At 35.5% G+C, this 23,554-nt stretch carries 22 protein-coding genes; 5 read left to right on the top strand and 17 right to left on the bottom strand.

Going from position 1 to position 23,554, the window contains the following annotated elements:
* Positions 1-587 precede the first annotated feature (587 nt).
* The gene (gene iscB / locus F6K54_RS00150) at positions 588-1,868 is read left to right on the top strand and encodes an RNA-guided endonuclease IscB (protein WP_293072804.1); all 1,281 of its coding nucleotides are present in this window, start codon (positions 588-590) and stop codon (positions 1,866-1,868) included.
* A gap of 439 nt (positions 1,869-2,307) precedes the next feature.
* Here the strand turns inward: iscB and F6K54_RS00155 are convergent, their stop codons facing one another.
* From F6K54_RS00155 to F6K54_RS00175, 5 genes are all read right to left on the bottom strand, one after another.
* The gene (locus F6K54_RS00155; protein WP_293072807.1) at positions 2,308-3,474 is read right to left on the bottom strand and encodes a hypothetical protein; all 1,167 of its coding nucleotides are present in this window, start codon (positions 3,472-3,474) and stop codon (positions 2,308-2,310) included.
* A 20-nt stretch (positions 3,475-3,494) separates the two neighbouring features.
* Complete coding sequence (locus F6K54_RS00160; protein ID WP_293072810.1) at positions 3,495-5,813, bottom strand: NACHT domain-containing NTPase; 2,319 nt, start codon at positions 5,811-5,813, stop codon at positions 3,495-3,497.
* A 454-nt stretch (positions 5,814-6,267) separates the two neighbouring features.
* Positions 6,268-6,825 (bottom strand): Uma2 family endonuclease, encoded by a 558-nt coding sequence (locus F6K54_RS00165; protein ID WP_293072813.1) that lies wholly within the window; start codon positions 6,823-6,825, stop codon positions 6,268-6,270.
* Between the two features lie 96 nt (positions 6,826-6,921).
* Complete coding sequence (locus F6K54_RS00170) at positions 6,922-7,443, bottom strand: FKBP-type peptidyl-prolyl cis-trans isomerase (protein WP_293072815.1); 522 nt, start codon at positions 7,441-7,443, stop codon at positions 6,922-6,924.
* 534 nt (positions 7,444-7,977) lie between these two features.
* A complete protein-coding gene (locus F6K54_RS00175) occupies positions 7,978-8,304 on the bottom strand; it encodes a phasin family protein (RefSeq protein WP_293072818.1) in 327 nt (108 codons plus the stop codon).
* 118 nt (positions 8,305-8,422) lie between these two features.
* Between F6K54_RS00175 and F6K54_RS00180 the strand changes: the two genes are divergently transcribed.
* A complete protein-coding gene (locus tag F6K54_RS00180) occupies positions 8,423-8,776 on the top strand; it encodes a zinc ribbon domain-containing protein (RefSeq protein ID WP_293072821.1) in 354 nt (117 codons plus the stop codon).
* Positions 8,777-9,808: 1,032 nt separating this feature from the next.
* On the opposite strand, the gene F6K54_RS00185 is transcribed toward F6K54_RS00180, so the two are convergent.
* The 10 genes from F6K54_RS00185 to F6K54_RS00215 form a co-directional block, all read right to left on the bottom strand.
* A complete protein-coding gene (locus F6K54_RS00185) occupies positions 9,809-11,989 on the bottom strand; it encodes an ATP-binding protein (protein WP_293072824.1) in 2,181 nt (726 codons plus the stop codon).
* Positions 11,990-12,102: 113 nt separating this feature from the next.
* Entirely contained in the window at positions 12,103-12,366 is a 264-nt protein-coding gene (locus tag F6K54_RS43670) for a zinc ribbon domain-containing protein (protein WP_375341942.1), read from the bottom strand.
* Positions 12,260-12,565 carry a hypothetical protein gene (locus F6K54_RS43675; RefSeq protein ID WP_375341943.1) on the bottom strand — a complete coding sequence of 102 codons (306 nt, stop codon included), beginning with the start codon at positions 12,563-12,565 and terminating at the stop codon, positions 12,260-12,262. Before F6K54_RS43675 ends, F6K54_RS43670 begins: the two co-directional genes overlap by 107 nt.
* Before the next feature lie 634 nt (positions 12,566-13,199).
* Complete coding sequence (locus tag F6K54_RS00195) at positions 13,200-15,194, bottom strand: sensor histidine kinase (RefSeq protein WP_293072828.1); 1,995 nt, start codon at positions 15,192-15,194, stop codon at positions 13,200-13,202.
* A 580-nt stretch (positions 15,195-15,774) separates the two neighbouring features.
* On the bottom strand, positions 15,775-16,041 hold the full coding sequence (locus F6K54_RS42505; protein WP_366557994.1) for a zinc ribbon domain-containing protein: 267 nt from the start codon (positions 16,039-16,041) through the stop codon (positions 15,775-15,777).
* The gene (locus F6K54_RS00200) at positions 15,950-16,186 is read right to left on the bottom strand and encodes a hypothetical protein (RefSeq protein ID WP_293072831.1); all 237 of its coding nucleotides are present in this window, start codon (positions 16,184-16,186) and stop codon (positions 15,950-15,952) included. The genes F6K54_RS42505 and F6K54_RS00200 overlap by 92 nt, the downstream gene beginning before the upstream one ends.
* Positions 16,140-16,493, bottom strand: a complete 354-nt coding sequence (locus F6K54_RS42510) for a transposase (RefSeq protein WP_366557995.1) — start codon at positions 16,491-16,493, stop codon at positions 16,140-16,142. The genes F6K54_RS00200 and F6K54_RS42510 overlap by 47 nt, the downstream gene beginning before the upstream one ends.
* The gene (locus tag F6K54_RS00205) at positions 16,444-16,767 is read right to left on the bottom strand and encodes a hypothetical protein (RefSeq protein WP_293072834.1); all 324 of its coding nucleotides are present in this window, start codon (positions 16,765-16,767) and stop codon (positions 16,444-16,446) included. The genes F6K54_RS42510 and F6K54_RS00205 overlap by 50 nt, the downstream gene beginning before the upstream one ends.
* Positions 16,768-16,987: 220 nt before the next feature.
* Positions 16,988-17,200 (bottom strand): helix-turn-helix domain-containing protein, encoded by a 213-nt coding sequence (locus F6K54_RS00210; RefSeq protein WP_293072836.1) that lies wholly within the window; start codon positions 17,198-17,200, stop codon positions 16,988-16,990.
* A 739-nt stretch (positions 17,201-17,939) separates the two neighbouring features.
* Positions 17,940-18,521, bottom strand: a complete 582-nt coding sequence (locus F6K54_RS00215) for a thioredoxin family protein (protein ID WP_293072839.1) — start codon at positions 18,519-18,521, stop codon at positions 17,940-17,942.
* Positions 18,522-19,901: 1,380 nt separating this feature from the next.
* Here F6K54_RS00215 and F6K54_RS00220 point away from each other — a divergent pair.
* The 3 genes from F6K54_RS00220 (at position 19,902) to F6K54_RS00230 (ending at position 21,134) form a co-directional block, all read left to right on the top strand.
* Positions 19,902-20,306 carry an NIL domain-containing protein gene (locus F6K54_RS00220; RefSeq protein WP_293072842.1) on the top strand — a complete coding sequence of 135 codons (405 nt, stop codon included), beginning with the start codon at positions 19,902-19,904 and terminating at the stop codon, positions 20,304-20,306.
* A gap of 7 nt (positions 20,307-20,313) precedes the next feature.
* Positions 20,314-20,733 carry a hypothetical protein gene (locus F6K54_RS00225; protein ID WP_293072845.1) on the top strand — a complete coding sequence of 140 codons (420 nt, stop codon included), beginning with the start codon at positions 20,314-20,316 and terminating at the stop codon, positions 20,731-20,733.
* Positions 20,734-20,918: 185 nt separating this feature from the next.
* Positions 20,919-21,134 (top strand): hypothetical protein, encoded by a 216-nt coding sequence (locus F6K54_RS00230; protein ID WP_293072848.1) that lies wholly within the window; start codon positions 20,919-20,921, stop codon positions 21,132-21,134.
* Positions 21,135-21,665: 531 nt separating this feature from the next.
* Here the strand turns inward: F6K54_RS00230 and F6K54_RS42515 are convergent.
* Together F6K54_RS42515 and F6K54_RS42520 are read right to left on the bottom strand one after the other, a co-directional pair.
* Complete coding sequence (locus F6K54_RS42515; RefSeq protein WP_366557996.1) at positions 21,666-22,124, bottom strand: HNH endonuclease; 459 nt, start codon at positions 22,122-22,124, stop codon at positions 21,666-21,668.
* Between the two features lie 35 nt (positions 22,125-22,159).
* A complete protein-coding gene (locus tag F6K54_RS42520; protein WP_366557997.1) occupies positions 22,160-23,293 on the bottom strand; it encodes a reverse transcriptase domain-containing protein in 1,134 nt (377 codons plus the stop codon).
* Positions 23,294-23,554: the final 261 nt, after the last annotated feature.

Raw genomic sequence — 23,554 nt, forward strand, 5'->3', positions numbered from 1 at the left:
ACAGTAAAAGAATGAAAGATTAGAAAGCGATCGCTTCTTCAGTTACCAGTTATCAGTCTCAGGAATTTTCTGAGGAGCAATACCAGAAATATTTTCATCTTGTGAAGCTCTCACAAAGGTTGTTGTTCCCTGATTAAATGTTTCCATCCATCACTTCTCAGTGGAAAAGCACCAATTTTTTCATTTCCTGAAGCTCATAAAAAATCGCCACGCCAAAGGATTTTCGGTTCCATACCCACAATTTTTGTGATATTATAAATGATATAAGGGGCTGTTCGTATATACGCATGACTTTTTATTCAACTAAATTTCCATGGTCAGAGACAATCGAATATTGAGGAATTATTCCCAGGACTAACCACAAATCTAATCAAAACGCAAATTTTGTGTTTAAATGGTTAGTCCAGCCCACTTTCTTCAAGTAAACGTTATTTTGGTCACAATACGTCGGGATGCGCGGCCAGTTCCGACCTCTATTGTTCGGCATTAAACAGGCAAAGAGATTTGAAAAGCTAGTGTGCCGAACGTAAAAAGCTGAAATAACCGGGCGAGGCCAACTTTACACTTTTTGTAGGAGGGACGCAACAATGTCCAATTCAAGCAATTATGTATTCGTACTTGATGGAAGTAAAAAACCCCTAACACCATGCAAACCAGCCATGGCAAGGTCATTGTTAAAAGCTGGCAAAGCCAAAGTTTTCAAGCGCTATCCATTCACAATAATTCTGAATAAATTAGTAGACGAAGAAAATCAAGGTTTGCAATTAAAAATTGACCCTGGTTCCAAACAAACAGGCTTTGCCTTGGTAACACAAAGTGAAGAAGTTATCTTTGCAATGGTTTTAATCCATCGTGGCCAGCAAATCAAAAATGCTTTGGAGCGACGACGAACTCTTCGCCGAGGTCGTCGTTACCGAAAAACTCGCTACCGTAAGTGTAGATTTTTCAATCGCAAACGAAAAAAAGGATGGCTGCCACCAAGTTTAAGGCATCGGGTTTTGACTGTAGAAACCTGGGTTAATAGACTGTCTAAACTAAGTCCGGTAAGTAGTTTGGCTATTGAATTGGTCAAGTTTGACACCCAGAAAATACAGAACCCAGAAATTTCAGGGGTTGAGTATCAAAAAGGGGAACTGTTTGGTTATGATGTCCGGGAATATCTACTAGAAAAGTGGGGTCGCTCATGTGCTTATTGCGGGGCAACAGATACTCCTTTAGAAATTGAACATATCGTTCCACGATCAAAGGGTGGTAGTAATAGGGTATCTAATTTAGCCATAGCTTGTCATCAATGCAACCAAAATAAGGGCGCTATGGATATTCGGGAATTTCTCGAAAATAAACCGTCTGTACTAACTCGGGTTCTAAAGGTTGCCAAAACGCCGTTAAAAGATGCTGCTGCGGTGAACTCAACTCGCACATCTATTTTTGAAACTTTAAAAGCAAAAGGTTTACCTATGATTACTGGTAGTGGTGCTGGTACTAAATACAACCGTCGTCAATTGAATTTGCCAAAGGAACACTGGATAGATGCTGCTTGTATTGGTGAAGTTGAAAAGTTAACAATACTTACGAATCAACCCCTAGTCGCCACAGCAATGGGACATGGTTGCCGACAAATGGTTCAAATGGATAAATACGGTTTTCCACGAAAAGGTTACAAAGCAAAAAAACCTGTACCAGGTTGGAAAACAGGGGATATTATCAATGTCGTCAAAGGCAAAAATGCTGGGTTAAAAGGAGTCAGGATTAAAACGGTGAGAACCAAAGGCAATTTTGATATCCGAGACGGGGATAAAATTTTGTCTGTATCTCGAAATCATATCCAACCTGTCCATAGACGAGATGGATACAATTACTCGTTTTAAGTATATTTTTTCTAAGAGCAATATAAGAAATATTTTCATCTTGTGAAGCTTCTATAAATAGTTGTTTCTCTCTGATTAAATCTTTCGATTCATCCCTCCTACGTTGAAAACCACAAATCTTTTCATTCTCTGAAGCTCATGAAAAAAATCGCCGCGCCAAAAGATTTTCAGTTCTATCCTCGCAATTTTTATGATATAGTAAGTACTATAAGGTATCTTTCGCCTATGCACATGACTTTTTATTCAACTAGAGATAGTATAGTTTTGAGGGCGATCGCTTTTTCAGTTATCAGCTTTCAAGTTAAATTGTTGATATTTTAAGGATGAAATATTAGAGAGCGATCGCTTTTTCCAGATAGTAGAAAAGTAGAAAATCAGCTAAATAAAACAATATATTCATAGAAATAATTGTGGCTTCCCGATTTTTATGTATGGCTCCTTAGAGTTTAAAATTCTTGAAAGGATTAGTAATTTTACGCTCTATGTTTTTTGCATAAATCCTTGAATAAATCCATAGAATTAAGGAAATAGTTGATATTACTGCCCAAATTAACAAGGAAATTTTCCAAGAGAAATAAAAATAATATACTAATTGCCAATAAAGTAACAATATAATTACAATAAATTTGCATATTCTTAAATTAACTTTAGGATACAAAAACATAGAAATAAAGAATACTACCAAAATTCCTATAAAAGTGTACATTCCACTAATTAAAACAATATTGACTGGAGAATAAATGTCATAGTCATTCATAGAATAGAAAAGTTTTTTTGCATATATAAAACTAATACAAAAAGATATAGTTATTACTATATATCCTGCTATATTTCTGTCTAATTTTGAGAAATAAAATTTTATTAATGTAGGTGAAAAAAGCATCAAAATTATGAATAAAAATAAGAAAAAGAAAAACCTTATACACAATTTTAAAAAAAAGACAACTAAATTGGTATTATCAACAGATTCAATAAAAAAACCAAAGTGAATAACTGTCCCAAATGTTTCCAATAAAATTAACATCCATATAATTTCTCTCCGAAATTTTAAATACAAATTTTCAGTATGATTATATTTAACATTTAGAAAAATATTACGCCAGTCATCCCGAGTTGGAGTGCGGTATTTTATGAGATGATAAAGCAAGGAACATTGTAACTCTATATCCAAAGTTTCAAATAAAGATTGCCATTTTTGACTAAGATTAATTTCAATAAATGCTTGTTTTATCTCATTAACATATTTCTGTTTTAGTTTTGATGTTTCTGATAGTTGCGATAGTTCTAGCAGTTTTAGTTCTAGTTTTAGTTCTAGTTCTTGTTCTAATTCTGATGCAAATACTTCTGCTATTTTTAGATCACTACCGAATTCTTTTTCTTTGAGAAGCTTTTTTAACTGTAAAAAATCTTTTTTATCAAACAATTCTATAGCACACAAAGGAATTACTATTCTTGGATCTATCTTACGTTGAGAAATTTCTTCAGGAGTACATTTATCAGAAATTAACCAAGCTACTTTTGCCATAGCTTCTCTTTCTGATTTCGGAAAATGAACTGCTATCCATTCCCAATCTTTTAAATTAAATTCCTTATCAACTTCTGGCATATTTCCAACTCCTAGAAAACCTAATTATTTAGACTCGTAAATTCTGCAATATTTAAAGCAGCTAACCTCTGAATATTTTCATCAGAATGATAGAGTAAATCATTTAAAGTTTCTCTCGAATAAGGAGTACCAATTTTCACTAAATCTCTCATTGCCATTTCCGAACCTTTCTCAGCTAAACCCTTCAATAAAGAAACTGCAATATCTCCCATATTAATAAGTGCTAGACGAGCATCCACCAAATTAATATCCTCATAATACATAAATAAAATATCCGCCGCTTGTGGCAAATTTGTTTTAGATAAAGCCTTAACAGACGCCTGACGAACTTCCAGAGATTCAGAATAATTCAAAGCATTTTCTAGAAACTCAAAAACAACTTTTCCTCTACCTCTTTCGCGAACATCAGAAGCAACTGCTCCAAAAGCTCTAGCTAAATTTTCATCAGAATTTGCTTCTACCAATTTTTGCTTAAACTCTTCAATAATTCCCTCTGCCAAAATAGGAGAAACTTCTTGAGCATCTGCTAAACATTCAAAAGCTGTCAGAGAATCTTCCTGATAAATAACCTCTATTAAATTTGTACTATTCCCAGCAAAACCACACCAAAGTTTAATTGTTTCTCGCCAACGTTCCGGGTCATTTTTAAACCTTTCTATTAACTCATTTTCTTTATCTCTCAAAGCTGTTGCTGCAAAATATTCTTGCAAAGTTAAATGAGCAAACTGATATTTATCTCCCCTTTCAACTTCCAATAATAATCCACTACGCTCGACAATTTCTTTTAATATTGGTTGAGTATCTGTTTCAGGATTGAGATTCAGATCGGGTAAAACTTTTTGAATTTGTTCCAAGACAATTTGATAATCCAAACTCAAATCATTCTTTTGTTGTTTACTAGCATTATCCTGAGCAAATAAAGCTAAATGTTGTAACACTCTCCGCTTATGAGCGCTCTCTTTATATTGATTAAAATTATTCTGCCATTGATTCAATAAAATATGAGTAGATTCTTGATAAAAATCTGACCGAGACTGAGGTAAAACAAAAGCAGGTTGAGTATAAAGATGAGCAACAATAGTCAACATTAAAGGATTTCTAGCTAACTCCATAATTAACGGTCTATCCCTCAAAGTTTGTATGAGTTGATCGATAGATTTTTCCGGTGGCATTTCAGATTTCCATGCTTCTAAAAAAAGTCGCATTTGTCTGTCGCTAAATTCTTTAATATCTAAAGTTTTCTCCACCGACTCAGCAAAATCATTGCGATAAACTGCTGCCCGACAAGTAATAATTGCTCGACATTTATCGTACTTATCTAATAAATCATTAATAGCTTGTACAACTTGAGAGCGAATCAAACTTTTCACTTCATCTAATCCATCAAATAATAGAAATAATTTTCCTTTTTCCAGACTTTGTTCGACAAAAGAATTAGCTTTAGGAAAATCATCCCTATCTAAAGCTTCTACTAATTTCTGTTTTAAGACTTCCATGTTTAGGGCAGAAATTTCCACTTCATTGAGGCGATATAACTCTAATAAAATCGGCACATATTCATTAGAGGAAGTTTTTAATTTTTCCCTCGCCCAAGAGAGAACAAGATATTTTAATAAAAGAGTTTTTCCAGCTCCAGGTTGCCCTTTAATAGCCAAGCGATTATATTTTTTAATCTCAGAAAAATTAATTGGTTCATTATTAGCTTTTTCCAAGAATTGCAAATCCACATAAATTTCTTGCAGACTTAAAGGACGATTCGGACGAAAAGGAATTTTTAGTTGTTCGTGTTTATTAATTAGACCTTTTTTATAGCGCTTTAGAGAGAAATTCCAAAACAATTCAATACCAGAAATTTGATTGTATAACCAGTTGCCAATAGTCTTAATAAAATCAGTTCCCCAACCTTGTATAGCTTCCTTAAAAAGGAACAGAATAAAAAATGCTATAGCAGCAAACCAAGGCAACCCATAAAAGAAATCATCTTTTATTTTTTTCCAGAAATTACTATCTATTTCATCCTTGACTTTTTCGTATTCTACCTCGTAAATTTCAGTAATTTCTAGTTTAGTTAAACCAACAGAATTTTCACCATAAATTTCAATTATTAATTGACTATCCATTTTCTGCTCATTTTCAACATGACGTTTAGCAGATTCTTTAATTTTTTGAATGATAACTTCCCGACTTTTAATATTAGGTGTAGGTGTTTGAGTATAACTAGGTAATATCCAACTCCAAGACAATACAATAGTTAAAGTTAGTAGAAACAAACTAATCGAAACCAGTCGGTTAAATTTGTGTCGAAAAAGTTGAGTGTAAGATAAATTAGATTTAGGCATATCAAGTTAAAGTTAGAAGTCAGAAGTTAGAATTCATAAATTAAATTCTTACTTTGTTATTTTGATAAAACCAGAAAAAATATTTAACTAATAACTGATTAAAATACAAGGTTTTATACCCAATTATTTTGATAATAGATTTAAAAATTATCATTGTAGAAAATTTGTAGCAAAATGCCTAATATAAAACCAGGTTGAACAGTCGTCATTGCGACGATAGGAAGCAATCTCCACCCACCCCTGAGATTGCTTCCTTCCACTCCGTTCCAGTCGCAATGACTTGAGTGTAGTAATTATCTGAATTTAATATAATATAAGTATTAGTATTCAACTCTTAGTTTTTAGCTTGCCTTCTAGATCGGAACTGTGTTATCAACTAGATTATAATTACTAAAAAAAAGCTGAGAGCTGATAGCTGATAGCTGTTTGCGCAGCAGTCCGCAGGAAATGCTTACTAATCAAACACAGGAGGCCAAAGTTCAATAATAGGTAATTCCCACTCACCAAATAATTCAGGAATAGTCAAAATATCTCCATTTTTTAACTCAATTTCTTCACCATTAGGACGATAAACTATAACTATTTCCTTGTCAGGATCTATCAATATTCCTACTTCCGCTCCCAATTCTAAATACTTCTTTATTTTCTTTTTTAAAGGTTTAATTCTGTCACTTTGAGACTTAATTTCTACTACTAAATCTGGCACCAACTCCCCAAAATAACGAACACTTTTTTTCAAACGTTGGGCACGAACAAAAGAAACATCAGGAACCTTTAAATTAGTATCCGGAAGAATAAAAGCACCACTAGAATCAAACAAACGTCCGAGACGACGTGGATTAACCCAAGCATAAAGAGAAGCTGCTAAACGAATGCCAATTTCACTAGAAATAATATCCGACGGACCCATGACTAATATTTTTCCTTCGTCTAATTCTAATTGATAATCTAAATCTAATTTATCAAGAGTACCTTGCAATATTTCTAAGTCTTTAACTGTAAGATTTGACATATAGTTTTAAGGAATTAAATAACATATAAAAGGGAACAGAGAAAAAGTCTCTATTCCCTACTAAAAATTATAATTGCTGATAGCTGAATGCTGAATTTATCCAGCAATTCTCAATAATTCCACATCAAAAATCAGAGTAGCATTAGGAGGTATAACCCCACCAGCACCACTAGCGCCATACCCTAATTCTGGTGGAATAATAAACTTACGACGTTCACCAACTTTCATACTAGCGACCCCTTCATCCCAACCTTTAATAACTCGACCTACACCAACTGGAAATTGGAAAGGTTGATTGCGATCGCGAGAACTATCAAACTTAGAACCATCCGTTAAAGTTCCAGTATAGTGAACCACAACTGTTTGACCTTTTTGAGGAGTAGCGCCATCTCCTTCTTTCAAGACCACATACTGAAGACCAGATTCAGTAGTAATAGTTTCTTCGTTATTTTCAGTCATAATATTTTCTGCCACTTGTTCTTGAACTTCAGTAGAATTTATAGTACTTTGTGTATTTTGAGAAGCAACTGCCCCTTTTTCCGAACCTGTGATTTGAGCAACAATCAAAACTAAACCACAGAATATTACTACTGCCAGACTAATAATAATTCCTCGCAAAATTAATCCTCCTAATTTAAGTTAAAAGTCAAAAATTCTCAGTTGAAGTTTAAATTATAACCACTATATTTTGCAGCTACACTAACGTCAGTTGTAATTTTTCCAATCTCGTAACTGACTTTATAAACACTCTAAACAACCTCCCATTTTCTCTAATTTGTATTTTTGAAAAAAAAATCAAACAGAAAAAACAGAACGTAACAACTGAAAAGTTAATAACTATAATATTTGATACTAAAATCAATCTTCCATATAATTAAGTCAAAAACCAAAAATTAATATGAAAGTTTAACTTTAACTAAGATTCCAGATATTGTTAAATGACATAGCAGTCGTCAGGGAAGTTAGCACATTCTCACACCTATCAAATTTAATCACTGCTGCAAATCTAAATTCTGAATTCTCAATTCTCAATTCTCAATTCTCAATTCTCAATTCTCAATTCTAACTCACCCCTCTCAAACTTAATCACTGCTGCAAATCTAAATTCTGAATTCTCAATTCTCAATTCTCAATTCTAAATTCTAAATTCATCTAACGCCAATTACGATTTTCTAAATCTCGGATCTGACGCTCCAAACGGTCCAAACGACCCCGGAGTTCGTCCAATTCCGATTGACGAGGAACACCTATATCCTGCATGACATTCCGCATTTGTCGCTGCATCTGAGTTTCCCAGCTTCCTTGCTCTGACCTAAGTTGCTGCATTATATCATCAACAAAAGTTTTAGCTTGGTCTGGGTTGATAGTACCATCTTTAACCCATTGGTTAGTGACTTCCTGTATTTTTTCGGCCACTAGGGAAGTTGTACCAATGCCGATCATTAAAAGTTGTTTAAGTAGATTTTCAGTATTATTCATATTTTTTTCCTATTTCCATATTTTTAGGTATCAAGAAGCAACTAACTTAGAATTAAGCTACAAATTTAAACTGTAGATGAAAAAAGTTGTTGAATTCAATATATCTAGCATAATCAAAATGTCAAATTGTCCTCGTTGTCATCAAAAAATTGATAGTCAGGCGATCGCTTGTCCGTATTGTGGAGTTTCTCTTAAAGCTTTTGGTCATCCAGGAATTCCTATTTATCACACTCAAACAGAAGAATATTTGTGTAATAGCTGTATCTACCATTTTGATGATACCTGTAATTTTCCTAAACGTCCCTATGCTAAAAATTGTACTCTTTATCATGACCAATCTGAACCCCTTGTACCTCCTACTAATTTTAATCATATTAGTTGGTTTGGAATTGTCAAATTTTGGCTTCAAAGAAATACTATCTGGTGGTTATTGTTAAGCTTAGTTCTTATCAGTTTGATAATTTCTTTATAATTAATTTTATTCTGATAATATATCTGGCTCAAAAACTGTTCAAGAATTAATAATTAATAATTAATAATTAATAATGGCCTCTCCTTGAAAAGAAGAGGATTGACTAATCATGAATTTTTTTTCTTGTTTCTCCTTTAAAGAAGAGGCTTTAAACCTTAATTATTCGGTAAATCAAACTAGAAAATTGTACCCAATATATATAGTAATCTTGAATAATTTTTCAGTTATTACTCAATAGATAAAAATATTTCAACCCTGATTCCTGTTACCTAACTCTGGAGTTGAGTTACATCTAAATAATTAACTTTTTTCTGATACTATAGTCATTTAAAATAAGAATGAAACACTTTTTTAGGTGAAACTCTTTCAAAGCCAGAAATCCTTGTCTCAATCTCAAGTGAAATAACTATATATTTAGCTCAAAAACTGTTCAATAATTAATAATTAATAATTAATAAAGACCTCTTCTTGAAAAGAAGAGGATTGACTAATCATGAAAATTTTTTCTTGTTTCTCCTTTAAAGGAGAGGCTTTAAACCTTAATTATTCGGTAAATCAAACTAGAAAATTGTACCCAATATATATAGTAATCTTGAATAATTTTTTAGTTATTATACCAAATTGAAAAAAGAATGTTACAAATAAACTGGCTAGTAAATAACTAATAATCCACCTAAAACCTAAAACCTAGCACCTCGTACCTAAAACCTACCACCTACCACCTACCACCTAACACCTAGAAAATTATTTGTAGCAAACATTTATCACGCTTGGTATTACTCAATAGATAAAAATATTTCAACCCTGATTCCTGTTACCTAACTCTGGAGTTGAGTTACATCTAAATAATTAATTTTTTTCTGATACTATATCTGGGTCAAAAACTGGTATAGCAGTGAAAATCAAGGTTGGAAAATATCCGAAAATATCCAAAGTTTAAAACTCAGACAACGTAATATTTTAACTTTTAACTTTTGAATTCTTCCTTTAACTTTTAACTTTTGACTTTTGACTTTTGAATTCTTCCTTCTTCTAAAGTTGAGTTACATCTAATAAATGACTTTCTTCTGATACTATACTTTGCTCAAATACTGGTAAATCAAACCAGAAAGTTGTACCCACACCTAACTCACTAACTAACTGAACCTTACTATGATGCTTATCCATAATATTCCTCACGATAGACAAACCCAAACCAGTTCCTTCCAAAGTATGAACTCGATTTTCTACTCGGAAAAACCTCTCAAAAATAGCCTCTTGGTCTTCAGGTTCAATGCCACTTCCTGTATCTGAAATTTCAACTCTAACAAACTTTTGACAACTTGGTTCCGAGGGTAAATGTAAATCTATTGGCCGAGGAGGAGGAGGAGAAACTATCCATCCCCCCTCTTCAATTTGTTGAGCTTCAATATTGCAAGCTTCTGAGTCAGATTCTAATATATATGCTCGAATAATTATTTTCCCCCCTGCTTCAGTAAATTTCATAGCATTGCCGACTAAATTAGCAAATACTTGTAACAATAAATCGTAATGACCAACTACAGAAGGCAAGTTAGGTTCTATCTCATAATTTAACTCTATTTCCTTATCTTTAGCATTAAGTTGATAAGTTCTTAAAGTTTGTTCTATAGGTTGAGAAATATCAACAGCATCTAGATGATAAATATGACAAGATTCTAGACGACTCAGGTCTAAAACATCATTAACCAAACGAGTCAAACGATCTGTTTCATGATTAGCAGTTTCCAGAAATTCCCTTCTTTCTATTTCACTTAAATCTTCCCCATATTCGTGCAAAGTTTCGATGAAAGATTTAATATTAAATAGAGGAGTTCTTAACTCGTGAGATACATTACTAATAAACTGACTTTTTGCCTCATTTAACTCTACTTCGCGAGTAATATCCTGCACAGTCATCGCAATTCCTTTCAGACTATCTCGGTACTGAGAATTTAAACCTTTTTCTAATTGATGCTCATAAAGAGTACATTCAATAACTTCAGGACGTTCAGTAGAATTACAAGTCTCATCTACGTCATAAATACAACTTTGACAAAGAGACTCTTTGCCTGGTGCCCTATGTAACAAAACCGTTGTTAATAAAACTCTAATTATACGTTTATTTGGTTCATCCAAAGTGCAGCAATATTCCCCACCTTCTATCTCTCCTCCAGCTATTTGATAAAGCGGTCTACTAATTTCCATTTGTACAGCTGCAGGCAAATAATCAATAACATTTTCACCCACAACATCTTTTCCTTCCCAACTAAAAATTCGCCTAGCAGTAGAATTAACTAACATAAGTTGTAGATTAGCATCCAACAATAAAGCACCATCAGCAATAGTCGAAACCAAAGTCTCTAACTTAGCTTTTTCTGCTCTTAATTCTTCAATATTTTGCTTCTTATAATTTTCTAACTGCTCTGCCATTTCATTAAAGCTAAAAATCAGTTCCCCTAACTCACCTCCAAATGGTAAATCTATCCTTTGCTTAAAATTTCCCTGAGCAATATTTCTCACACCTTCTGATAATTCCTTAATTGGTTTAGTAATAATCAAAGCATTAAATACTGCCCCTAAAATTACCATTGCCCAAATCGAAACAAACACTGCCAAAGTAACATCTCTAGTAAGATTTGAAGAAATAACAGCAGTAGGATTAGGATTAATTCCTATTGCCAAAACTCCTAAATATTTACCATCTTGAATTAAAGGCACAAAAACATCTGTTAATTCTCCATTCGGAGTTAAATGTTGTCGCACCATCGGTAGGACAGACAAATTTCCTGGCTCTACATTGGCCATAAAATCTTCTGGTAGTTGAATGCGACGGCGTAGAGTCAGGGACGTTTTTACCTCTGATTCTGAGAAAGGCAGACCAAGGAAAATTTTTCCTTCCTCATCAGCGTAGAGCATATAACGTACACTAGAGGTGCTGCTGTAGAAAAGTCGAGAAAAACGCGCTACTTCGTTGCGTTTGCCTTCTGCCACTAGGGGAGCGACATTTGCAGCCAATAATAGTCCCAGGTCTCGGCCATAGCGAGTATCATTGAGACGAGCATCCTGTTGAATAGTATTTACCGCCCAGAAAGAAAAACTACTCATTAGCAAAGACACCATGAGGGTGACAACTGCCATGAGTTTGGTCTGGAGGGTAAACTCAGACCACCAGTTAGCGATAATTTCTCCGATTTTTTTTAGGAGGGGAAGCATGGGTTTAAGTCAAAAGTTTAAATAAAGTCAAAAGTCAAAAGTCAAAAGTCAAAAGTTTAAATAAAGTTATAAAGTTAAAGGTCAAAATTTATTAGGCATTTTTGACTATATTATTAATTAGGATAAGTGACATACTCCCACACTAACCTTGCGGTATAGTGTGGGCTTCTCGTTTCGCAGTCCCGGTACCCCGTCGGACAAGCGCGTGCTTTAAGGACGGAATGCCCTACCGCCCTATTTTTGATATTTATTGCTGCATTCACATCACGATCAATCGCAATACCGCAATGCGGACAAGAATGAGTTCGTATGTTTAATTTTTTGGGAACTTTTTTTCCACAGTTTGAGCAATTTTGGCTGGTATTTTTGGGGTTCACTGCTATAGTTTTCACCTCCAGCATTTGCCTCCTGCGGAGGAGCTGCGCTAACGGCTTTGACAGTTAAAATAGTTAGAAATTGTCCCCAGCCAGCATCATTAATTGATTTACTCAAACGAGTCTTTGCTAGCCCTTTAATGTTTAAATTTGCCTCCGGCACGAGGGGAGTAGGGGAGTAGGGGAGAATTTTTTTGCCCAACTATGCGCTCTTTAATGCGCTCCATGCATGAGCATGAAGAGCTGAAAACCATGTACTTTTTCAATACCTAAAAAGGCTAAAACCTTTATCTGGTAATCATTTGATATTTAATCAGCAAACCCTAATTAAAGATAATTTATACCAAGCATGATAAATGTTTGTTACAAATGGTAGGGACGTTGCATGCAACGTCCCTAGGAAAGAAGGAAGAGGGAAGAAGGAAGAAGGGGTAAATATTGAAAAAAAAGGGAAAAAAGATAGAGATAACTATCTCAAATGAACTGGAGCAGCTATTTTTAAGCATATCCGATCAATATCTACATTTTTGTAGCATTCTTTTTTAAGATTGGTACTATACAGTATAAATACTTAGTAAGGCCGGGATCTTTATGCTACTTTTTGTATTACAAATTGAAGTGCAAAATGTGGGATTAACCACTATAATTTACTTCTTACTTCTTACTTCTTACTTCTTAATGCATGACTTCTTACTTCTTACTTCTTACTTCTTACTTCTTACTTCTTAATGCATGACTTATATTTTTATGCTACGTTTTATCGTGCGGAATGTAGGTTTTATCGCTCCTACTATTCGTAACATTCTTTTTTCAAATCGGGAATGGAGGGAAATTTTTTAACTCAAATTTATCGGGATAGTAATGATAAATTCTGTATATTTTTCCTTTTGAGAATGACATTCTAGTTTTCCTTTGTGTTTTTCAACAATAATTTGATAACTAATTGAAAGTCCTAACCCAGTCCCTTTACCAACTGGTTTTGTTGTAAAAAAAGGATCGAATAAATGAGAGAGAACTTCTTCACTAATTCCTCCTCCATTATCAGTAATACAAACTTGTACTAAATTGTCCGATACTCTTTGAGTTTTAATCCAAATACAGCCAGAATTAAATTCAATTTTTCGAGAATTTTGATCATCTTTAATCGCATAAATTGCATTACTAAGAATATTCATAAATACTTGATTAAGTTGTCCAGGATAACAGTCTATCAAAGGTAGTTGACCATATTCTTTAATGATTTTAATCTCTGAATATTCAGATTTAGATTTAGCTTTGAAGTGACTCTGTAAAATCATTAAAGTACTCTCAATTCCTTCATGTACATCAACTTTTTTAATTTCGGCTTCATCACAGCGAGAAAAGATACGCAATGATTTGACAATTTCCTGAATGCGCTCTGTTCCCACTTCCATAGACTTAAGGATTTTTTTGAGGTCTTCTTGAAGAAAATTTAATTCGATCCTTTCAATTTCTGCTTCAATTTCTTGATTGGGATGAGGATAATAATCTTGATAGAGTTGAACTAAATTTAGCAAATCTTGAATATAATCTTTTGCATAAACAATATTTCCATGAATAAAGTTAACCGGATTATTAATTTCATGGGCAACTCCGGCAAGCATTTGACCCAAACTAGACATTTTTTCACTTTGAATCATCTGAGCTTGAGTTAGCTGAAGTTCTTTTAATGTTAGCTGAAGTTCTTGTTTTTGTTCTCTTAATCTAGCTTCTGATTCTTGTAGTAAGTTTTCCGCTTGTTTACGTTCTTTAATTTCTAAAAGTAGTTTTTCTTGAGTATTATTTAACTCGTGTAAAGTGCGATTTTTTTTGTGAAGTTGTTCTTCAAGTTCGTCGGTTTGAATAATTACTTGACCCGCTAATGGACGCAATAGTAAAACCATACCACCTGCTCCTAGAAAACTTAAAATAATAATTAGAATTGCAATGGTAATAAGCTGACGATGAACAGAAGCATACAATTCCTGACGATCGATGTTAATAATAAGTCCCCAATCCACCTTTGAGAGGGGTTCAAAGGCAATTATTTGTCCATAAGTCCAAAATTTAGGTTTGATAAATTTAAGTCCTGATTCTTGAAGAACTACTGTTTTTTCCAGCGCTCTCAAAATTGGTTCTGATAAAGTTTTAGTTTTATTTCTGGACGATAAAAATAATTTTACTTGTTGGCTTTGAAAGGTTCCTAAAAAAATTTCTCCTGTTTGACCTAGTCCTGTATAATCTGTGATTATTTTTTCTAAATCCTCCGTTTTAAATAAAATTAAATCTGTTCCCTGTTGTTGTTGATTAGAGTTAAAAATTGCTTGACTAACAATTATATAAGATTGATTATTGAGGCGAATTGGATTGCTAATGTGAGAATTTTGAGAGTTATGAGTGGAAAAATTCCAAAATTTTTGAGGGATAGGTAAACCAAGTTGAACTATCAATTGATTATTTTTATCGAAGCGACTAATACCTACTACATCTTCGCTCTGATTTAAAGCATCCCTCAGATAGGGTGTAATTCTAGAAACACCAGAAGCACGATTATTTGGATTGCGGTTATAAGCTTCTAATTCTAGTCTTGCTTGGGTACGACTAGCAATTTGTTTTGCAATACCTTTGGCTTTTGAAAGAAATTCTTCTACTGCTAAAGTTCGAGTTCTTAAAGCTGATTGTAAATTGCTTTCTTCGTTTCTTTTAAGCTGCTTATAAAGAGGAAATATACTGACTATTGCAACCAGAACACTAATAGCAAATATTCCTGCTGCAGAATAAAATATTAAAAGTTTTTGTAATTCTTTAGAATTGATAGATGATTTATTCATAAGTGATTTATTTTACAAATTAGGTGAGTTTTATCATATAGCAATTCCCAAGAAGCGTTAGGTACTCATATTCGTTGGTTTTAACTGGAGTTTAGACTAAATTGTAGGGTCTTCAAATAATTTACTCAGAAGGAAGGAAAACTTGAAACTCAGAACCCAAGATTAATATACGCTTTGGGTGTCTAATAATTGATTTGGATTATTTGTCTTTTTTGGTGAGTTTAGGTTAGGGCTGAGTTATTCGCTCCTCTTCCAAAAGTCTTGCGTTGGCGGAGCCTAGCGGCAGCTATATCGCTTAATTAACCTATAGCACAGGCCCTGGAAAACTGACTTAAAAGTAACTACAATGCTAATCTACAAGGGGTTTCAGTTAATTTAGCTAATTAAGGAATTAACCTCAATTTATTTGCAATCTGCTGTAACTGATTTAACTTGCATTGTTTGCGGTTAATATTAACAGTATTGATGAGTAAATTATCAGATAAAAATTAACATCATACCTCTGTTACTTGTATAAAAAAAAGACAGCTTATTGACATACTCCCGACGCTCCCCTACGGGAGAGCGCGGGATTCTTCAGTCAGAGAGGCCCTGACCGCAGTTTTAACAGAAGTGATGCCCTCCTTCTGTGTTGATAGCAATCCAACCCACCTCCATCCCCTCCCGGGAGGGGAGCTAGAGGGGTGGGTGAGTTATAATCACGGTCTAATTCTTGACCACAATTACTACAAGAATGCCAGCGCTCAGATAAGCTTTTAGAAACTTTTCTCAAGCACTCCCAACAATATTGAGACGTACCTTTTGGGTCTACGCATGATAACTCGTTTACCCAGTTTCCAAGCCACATACTCTAAAACTTGGATGAATTGACCAAAAGCTACATCTTGTAAAGACTTATTCAGTCGTGACTTTGCAGATTGGCCGTTTGGTAAGAACTGACCATTGTCAGCTAATTTCGCTTTGCAACGTCGAAGTAAATTTGAGAGCTGCAAATCTTCGCGCGAAAATCACACTAATATCTGAAAACAGATGGTAAGCCAGTTTGAATTGCCAGTCCAGTCGTTGTCTAGCTATAAGTTGGTGCAGTTTTGCTATTTTACGTTTGAGAATTTTCCAAGATTTTGAATGTTTCTGTTTCTTAGCCAATCTCACCTGAAGTTTAGATAATCTATGTTCACAGAGCCTAAAAAACTTAGGGACTTCTATAAACTCACCGTCGCTAGTCACAGCATAGTGCAACAACCCTAAATCAATACATGCATGAGTTATCTTCGGTGGGTTGAATTTCTGCAACCTCATAAGGCACAGTCTTATCTTCTATGGTGAAGCTAATGTACAATCCGTCTGCCTCACGAATTACTGTACCTGTCTTGACCTTGAACCCTACTGGTATTGGGCGATTGTCAACAAAGGGGACTAAACCAATCTTTGGTAAATTTATACAAAAACGACCGTTGGCATTTTTGGTATGGGTTGGTATTTGATAACTGAGGGTAACTGAATGAATTATAGTAATGCTTTCCTTTGAATTTCGGCCTCCCACTGGTTTTACCGTTTTTGTCAGGTAAGGCACAAGTTATCTATAGTAGTTTGTACACGCTGAATAACATCCTGCAAAACCTGGGAGTGGATAGACTGATACTCAGGGAATAGTTTTTTTGTTTGTGCCAGGTCTGCTAACTGTACTGTTTCCCCAGCTACATAACCATTTATGATATTAGGATGCTTATCACCTTTTTTCGTTACTGGATTGCCATCACTATCTTTCTTTCTGCCCCATACGTGTTTGTATTCTAAATTCGGGGATATGCATGATAAATTCGGTCTACTGGTACTACTGAAACATTTAGATCACAGGCATTTACTGGTGTGCGCGTTGATTCAAACCAATTCAACCGTTCGGCTAAACGGTAATTGTACTGCTTCCTAGCCATTTCTAACCAGTTAGATATAATCACCCCTTGTCTTTTATGTGGTTTTAACTTGTACTTGTATTTCAGTAGCATTGTAGTATCGACCTTTATTCTACATTGGCTATTATATCAAAAATCAAGACTAGCTACACACATCGGTTCCCGGCTTTCCCATACGACGCTCCCCGCCGGGGGAGTTAAAAAAATTGACTAATTGACTAAATTATATCTCCTAAGGTAAGCATTCAGCCATCAGCTATCAGCTATCAGCTATCAGCTATTGCTTTTAGTTTAGGAGAAAAGCAATATTTAACTGTCTTACTACAAAAGTTGCCTCCCTTGCCCTTAAAGTCAGTTGTTAATTTAAACACCTCCTTTAAGGAGAGAGTCTTGTTGCTGATGGCTGACTGCTAATAGCTGAATGCTTACCTCCTAAGAAATAAACTATGGTATTTTTCAGCTGAGTGAGGTACAATTTTTCTCGTGATACCATTTCATTTTAAATATTTTACAAACAGTTTCATACCTCAATATATGAAATATAGAAATAATTGTTTGAAATTATTGTTAGTAAAAGTCTTCAGCCTGTACAATCTTACTTTTAAGGGGATAAAAAAAGAAAATTATCCACTTCTTGCCTCCCTATTCCAAGAAGTACTTATAACACAGTTCCTATCTCAACAGGCTAACTGAATTGACTTCCGTGAAATGGTTTATTTGCTGTTACCTAAACTTTGTACCTCACCAGCATTAGAATAGAATTGCTATACAGTTAATTGCTAAGTAACTAAAAAAGCAAGTAATTCTATATATCTACAAGCTTAATCGACAACTATTGCACTTGACTACCGTGAACTCTCGGATCAGCTTGACTTGCTTTAATTGGTGCTACTGATGTTTCAAATTTAGACCCTTGACCAACAGTACCATCGTATGGTAAGAAATTCCCAGCAATTAAAGCTTCTATATTTGCTGTCATCACAGATTTTGGTATTTCTCCGATAGTCTGGCCAACTTCAGAACCCTCTCGATCCAAATATACAAAGTGGGGAATACCATCTACTCGATATTTAACCAACTCTGGTAACCACTTGCTATTATCCACATTCAACATCACAAAGTTGGCATTTTCAGTATACTGTTGTTTAATTTCCTCCAATTCAGGAGCCATAGCTTGACAAGTAGTACACCAATTAGCATAAAATTCAACTAGACTTGGCTTACCATTTGTCAAGGCCACATTCAGAGGTGTTGCAGCTTCAGCCATTTCACTTAAAGAAACCGAAGCAGTCTCCGTTCGTAATCCTATAAAAATGGTGACCGATAAAGCGATCGCTACCAACGCAACAATGAAATTTCTCAGGCGCGTTGTAAAAGGGGAAGTATTTGTAGGGTCAGATGGGTTTACGCTCATTGTCAAAAAATTAAAGAATTATTACCTAAATAACACGGGAGCATGAAAGCCATAGTCTTTTAAGCAATGGATCAAAGGCGACTCGTCGGATTTTAATCTGATGTATTTTATTTGACCGAAAAGCCACGTTGAAGGCCCCCGTGTTTGAACCTATGCTTTATAAAGATCTTTCTTAACATAAAACTTGACAAAAGATAGAAGTTATGTGCTAGCAATTCAATGGGTATTTCGCGAGAGTAAACGTATTTAATTAGGGCTTGCTGATTAATTCTCAAAGTATTGATAAATAAAGGTATTAGCCTTTTTGGGGTTTAAAAAAGTGCCAGCTTTTCGGTGCAAAAAGCTCATGCATGCTAGTATTTTGGGCTGACTATGGTAGAAAAATCAAGGGACAATTCTTACTTCTACCTCCTCTATATTCCCATTTCTCCTGTCTCCTGTCTCCTGTCTCCTGTCTCCTACCCTTACTAAAAGACTTTTGAGCGCAAACCCTAATTAGAGGCTTTTTTCTCCCCATCTCCCCACCCCCCCATCTACAGGGTTTCAGAAGTTCCTTATAAGGTATAGCTGTTTGAACCGGGGGGATGAAAACAAGGCAGATGAAATAAAATATTTCATATATTGAATTGATTTAATTAAAACTTTTGCAAGAGGTCTATAGTGAATCAGAAATAAAAGCATCAAAAATTACCAAGAAAAAAAGATTTATAGCGGTTTTCACATAGATAGATAGACTACAGCAATTCAAGCATTTTTCTACTGCCTACTCCCTACTCCCTAAGCAAAAAGAATTTTGTAGTTTACTTAAATGAAAAACGCTGTGATTTTGACTTTTACAAACAGTCTAATACCAAGGGTGATAAATGTTTGTTACAAATGGTAGGGAGGTTGCATGCAACTTCCCTACGAAAGAAGGAAAAGGGAAGAAGGAAGAAGGGGTAAATATTGAAAAAAAGGGAACAATGATAGAAATAACTATCTAAAATGAACTGGAGCAGCTATTTTTAAGCAGATCTGATCGATATCTACCTTTTCGTAGCATTCTTTTTTTAAATTGGTATAACTATTTTAATTAGGGCTTGCTGATTAAATATAGAAGCATTGAATGATATTGGTTTTAGGGTTTTGAGGTATCAGGCATGTGCTAACTTTTAGGCTACTGAGGTTCAAAAATTGAGCATTTTTGGCTCTATGATGATAGAAAAATCACTTTTACTCTTTTTGTGGCCAACTCCTCTGTAAATCCTATCTCTCTTAACTCCTAACTACTCCCTACTCCCTTTTTCCCCTCCAGGGAGGGGGAGGGGCGAGGAGTGGGTTCCTACTCCCTACCTCCACAAAAAGACTTTTGAGCGCAAACCCTAATTAGGAGAAAGAACCATGAAAAAACGAGTAACTCTAACATTTCCACAACGTTCAATTCATATGCCAATTACCTATAGGTTGGCAAAAGATTTTAATGTTGCTGCTAATATTATTCGTGCTCAAGTAGCACCAAATCAAGTTGGTAAATTAGTGCTGGAATTATCGGGAGATATTGATGAATTAGATGCTGCTATCGAATGGATGAGACTAAAAAATATAGATGTATGTTTGGCTAGTAGGGAAATTTTAATTGATGAAGATAGCTGTATAGACTGTGGTTTATGTACTGGTGTTTGCCCTACAGAAGCTTTGACTTTACAACCTGATACCTTTCGTCTCAATTTTATTAGGTCTCGTTGTATCGTATGCGAACAATGTATTCCTACCTGTCCAGTGCAAGCCATCTCTACTAACTTATAAATTTAATGTGAAACTAATACCTTTACTTTCTTTAATCCTACTTTTAATTAGTTACAGTATCTTAGGCTGGAGATTAGCTAATACCCAAGCTTCTCAGTTATTATATCTAACTGTTATAGCTGCTATTTTTTTATTAGATATTATTTTAACTGTTCCTCTACCTAATTTTAAACGAATAATTGAACCCTGGTTTCAATCTGATATTACGACCTTTATTTCTGTGATTTTTTGTGCTTTCTTATTTGTAGTTTTCATTAGGTGGATTACTATTTCTGTTGATGCTTTAGTGTTAATATCTGCGGGAATATTGGTCAGACTTGATACTCAATTTTGTGGCTTTAAAACTTGGCAGTCTTTCGTAATTTTACTAATTATTTCTGAAGCAAGTTTAGGGCTAGGAATTTTACTTTATAGACTTAAATTATAGCATAACCAATTAAACTCGAAAGACCTTATACCAAATTGATAAATGTTTGCTACAAATAGCTAGGGTATTTCTTTGGAGTCAGGAGGACCGAGTCAGGAGGACCGAGTCAGGAGTCGTATGGGAATGGCTTTATTTTTATCTCAACGTTGGTTGAAGACCCACGCTCTCCCGAGGGGAAGCGTTGTATGGGAAAACCAATCAATTTTGTGGTTTTGCCAATTAGTGTGTTAGTATTAAACAAGGCTGCTGGGCTAGCAGTGTCAGTCTGTAGAGCGACCGTAAGACCAGAAAGAAGTTCGGCCTTCGAGGCAGGTGCGTTAGAAGCAGAAAATCCTAGTCCGCGAGGTTTAGGAATCCCGCGTTGTCGCGCCATACGCAACGTCGGGGAGAAGTCAAGATGAAAGTTTAAGAAATTGTCACAGATATAACAATCAATAATAGTTGATTTCTGAGATAATACATAGAATAGCGTTTAACTGTCCTTGATCCCTACCTGATATATGGTGGGAGTTTTTTTATCAGGAAAGGCAGAGGACAGAAGGCCCTTAGACAGAAGGGAATTCTGACTCCTGATATCTGCCCGTGACCGAAGGGAACAAGGGTATAACACCCCATCCAATTGTTCCTTCTGTCCTTTGCCCTCAGCAGAGCTGCCTTTGTTTATTGACATACTCCCGACGTTGCCCTTACGGGACGACGCGGGATTCTTCAGCCTGGGAAACCCTGACCGCTGTTTTGACAGAGGTGATGTCCTCCCCCTGTGTTGATAATAATCCGATTTTTGGCGTTGCACAGTGACGAATGATTAGGAGAATTGAGGAATTTGTTAGAGTCGATAGGAGCGTTTCCACTCCTACCTCTCCTTCAGAACCGTGCGTGAGACTTTCACCTCACACGGCTCCTCAATAACTCCATCCTTGTTATGGTTACGTTCAGACCTTTTCATTTCGGCTCTTGTGGAGGGAGCCATCTGATGCAGTCTTAGTGTCATGGCAGTGTTTGTGTAAAAGTTGTAAGTTATCGTAGGTGTCTTTTCCACCTAGATTTTTAGGCACTATATGGTCAACTTCTACAATGTCTGTATCTGTGAAATACAGACCACAGTGGGGACATTTTCCCTTTTGCCGTTTCATTAATTTGGCTACCCTTGTGGGTGTTTCAGGATATTCCCCTTTACGCTTGCACCAATATTTCCAGTCACCATTGTACGGACTAACTTCTCCCTTGACTTTGATATGTCTAATAATGGGAGTTTCTGAATGTGTTCTTAGAGTTAGACCATCTTCGGTGCTGAAACACCAATTTTGGTCTCCTGCCGTTCTCCAGTATTTGTCCTTATTGATGCTACCTTTTCCCCGACCTTTTGCCCACGCTCTTAGTTTTTGATACACAAGGTAATCTAATCTTGAAAATGTTTCCTTGCTAACTACGGTCGAGTAATAGTTTGACCACCCGCGTAAATTGGGTTCAGCTTGCTTATGAGGGCAGCTTGTGGGGCAGTCTTATGGGTGTCTATTACTTCCCCGATTTTATTTAGATGAGCCTTGATGCACTTTTTGGAGGGGGTGATTAGTGTATTAAAACCTAGAATTTCTTTGTGCGGATTCTTTGCACTTCTGTAGTTTCCTACTTTGTACTGTTGTATGTGGAATCCTAGAAACTCAAACCCAGTTTCCTTCTCGTGTGTTCTGAGAGTATGGGTTAATCTTGTTTTTTCCGGTTTTAATTCCAATCCCATGTCACTTAGCCACTCTTCAATTATTTGTTGGCAGGATTTAATCACACCTAAGTCCTCATGAATTATCACAAAGTCATCGGCGTAACGGATTAGGTTCATTTTATCCTGGTTTGCTTTTTTGCCACCTTTAAGGGTTCTTGCAAATTCCTTAATCCGTTCTTCCATACCATGTAAGGCAATGTTTGCCAATAGAGGTGAAATTGTTCCTCCCTGTGGTGTACCCTTATTAGTAGGGAAGAAATTATCTCCCTGGTCAATGTATCCTGCTTTTAACCATTGTTTTAGAATCCGGTTAAGGATGGGGTATGTATTGACCTTCTTAAGCAGAGCTTGGTGGTTGATACGGTCGAAACATTTTGATATATCCGCGTCAAGCACATATTTGGCTTTGTACCGGATACTATTAAATATGGCTCCGATACCATCGTGGCATGAGCGTCCTGGTCTAAAACCATAACTGTTTGGCTCGAATTTGGCCTCCCATTCTGGTTCTAACGCTTGTTTTACTAGCGTCTGCAAGGCACGGTCATAAATTGTCGGTATTCCTAGGGGTCTTTTCTCGTCACTGTTTGGTTTTGGAATCATTACCCTCCGTGTCGGGCGTACTTTCCCAGTAATTCTCAAGTTGTTTGCTAGGTTCATACGGGCTTTTGGGGACAATGATTTGACACCATCCACTCCTGCCGTCTTTTTCCCTTGGTTATCCTGAGTAACCTTCCTTACCGCAAGTAATCTTGCTGACCATGACCTAATCAACGTTTTTTGAAGCTTGCGTACTGCTTTAACATCACCACGTTTACTCGCTCGAAATATTCTATGCATGCAACTTAAAGACTCGTATCTCAGCTTTGCGCCAATTTACGTCCTTCCATTCCATCATCAGGTTTTCCTGTGCTTTAGCCTTATTCATTGCTACTTAATCAATTTCTTTGAAGTTACCGTGAGTCTGTCAGCAGATCCAATCCATTACGGATCGGCGTTGGCTTCTGACTCTATCCCTCTCCCGAAATCATACGGTTAGCACCTACTAGGTTATCGACCTGCCCTAGAGATTTTTGGGAGTTAATTCGTTCCGATTACCTA

The organism is Okeania sp. SIO3B5 (assembly GCF_010692555.1).
Lineage (GTDB): Bacteria > Cyanobacteriota > Cyanobacteriia > Cyanobacteriales > Microcoleaceae > Okeania.

Excerpts from the sequence above, each read along its gene's own strand:
- F6K54_RS42505 (WP_366557994.1), bottom strand. The coding sequence starts at position 16,041 with ATGTGGCTTGGAAACTGGGTAAACGAGTTATCATGCGTAGACCCAAAA.
- F6K54_RS42510 (WP_366557995.1), bottom strand. The coding sequence starts at position 16,493 with ATGAGGTTGCAGAAATTCAACCCACCGAAGATAACTCATGCATGTATT.
- F6K54_RS00230 (WP_293072848.1), top strand. The coding sequence starts at position 20,919 with ATGGGAAAACCAATCAATTTTGTGGTTTTGCCAATTAGTGTGTTAGTA.
- F6K54_RS00155 (WP_293072807.1), bottom strand. The coding sequence starts at position 3,474 with ATGCCAGAAGTTGATAAGGAATTTAATTTAAAAGATTGGGAATGGATA.
- F6K54_RS00195 (WP_293072828.1), bottom strand. The coding sequence starts at position 15,194 with ATGAATAAATCATCTATCAATTCTAAAGAATTACAAAAACTTTTAATA.
- F6K54_RS00180 (WP_293072821.1), top strand. The coding sequence starts at position 8,423 with ATGTCAAATTGTCCTCGTTGTCATCAAAAAATTGATAGTCAGGCGATC.
- F6K54_RS00175 (WP_293072818.1), bottom strand. The coding sequence starts at position 8,304 with ATGAATAATACTGAAAATCTACTTAAACAACTTTTAATGATCGGCATT.
- F6K54_RS00165 (WP_293072813.1), bottom strand. The coding sequence starts at position 6,825 with ATGTCAAATCTTACAGTTAAAGACTTAGAAATATTGCAAGGTACTCTT.
- F6K54_RS00215 (WP_293072839.1), bottom strand. The coding sequence starts at position 18,521 with ATGAGCGTAAACCCATCTGACCCTACAAATACTTCCCCTTTTACAACG.
- iscB (WP_293072804.1), top strand. The coding sequence starts at position 588 with ATGTCCAATTCAAGCAATTATGTATTCGTACTTGATGGAAGTAAAAAA.
- F6K54_RS00185 (WP_293072824.1), bottom strand. The coding sequence starts at position 11,989 with ATGCTTCCCCTCCTAAAAAAAATCGGAGAAATTATCGCTAACTGGTGG.
- F6K54_RS42520 (WP_366557997.1), bottom strand. The coding sequence starts at position 23,293 with ATGCATAGAATATTTCGAGCGAGTAAACGTGGTGATGTTAAAGCAGTA.
- F6K54_RS00160 (WP_293072810.1), bottom strand. The coding sequence starts at position 5,813 with ATGCCTAAATCTAATTTATCTTACACTCAACTTTTTCGACACAAATTT.
- F6K54_RS00210 (WP_293072836.1), bottom strand. The coding sequence starts at position 17,200 with ATGCTACTGAAATACAAGTACAAGTTAAAACCACATAAAAGACAAGGG.
- F6K54_RS00220 (WP_293072842.1), top strand. The coding sequence starts at position 19,902 with ATGAAAAAACGAGTAACTCTAACATTTCCACAACGTTCAATTCATATG.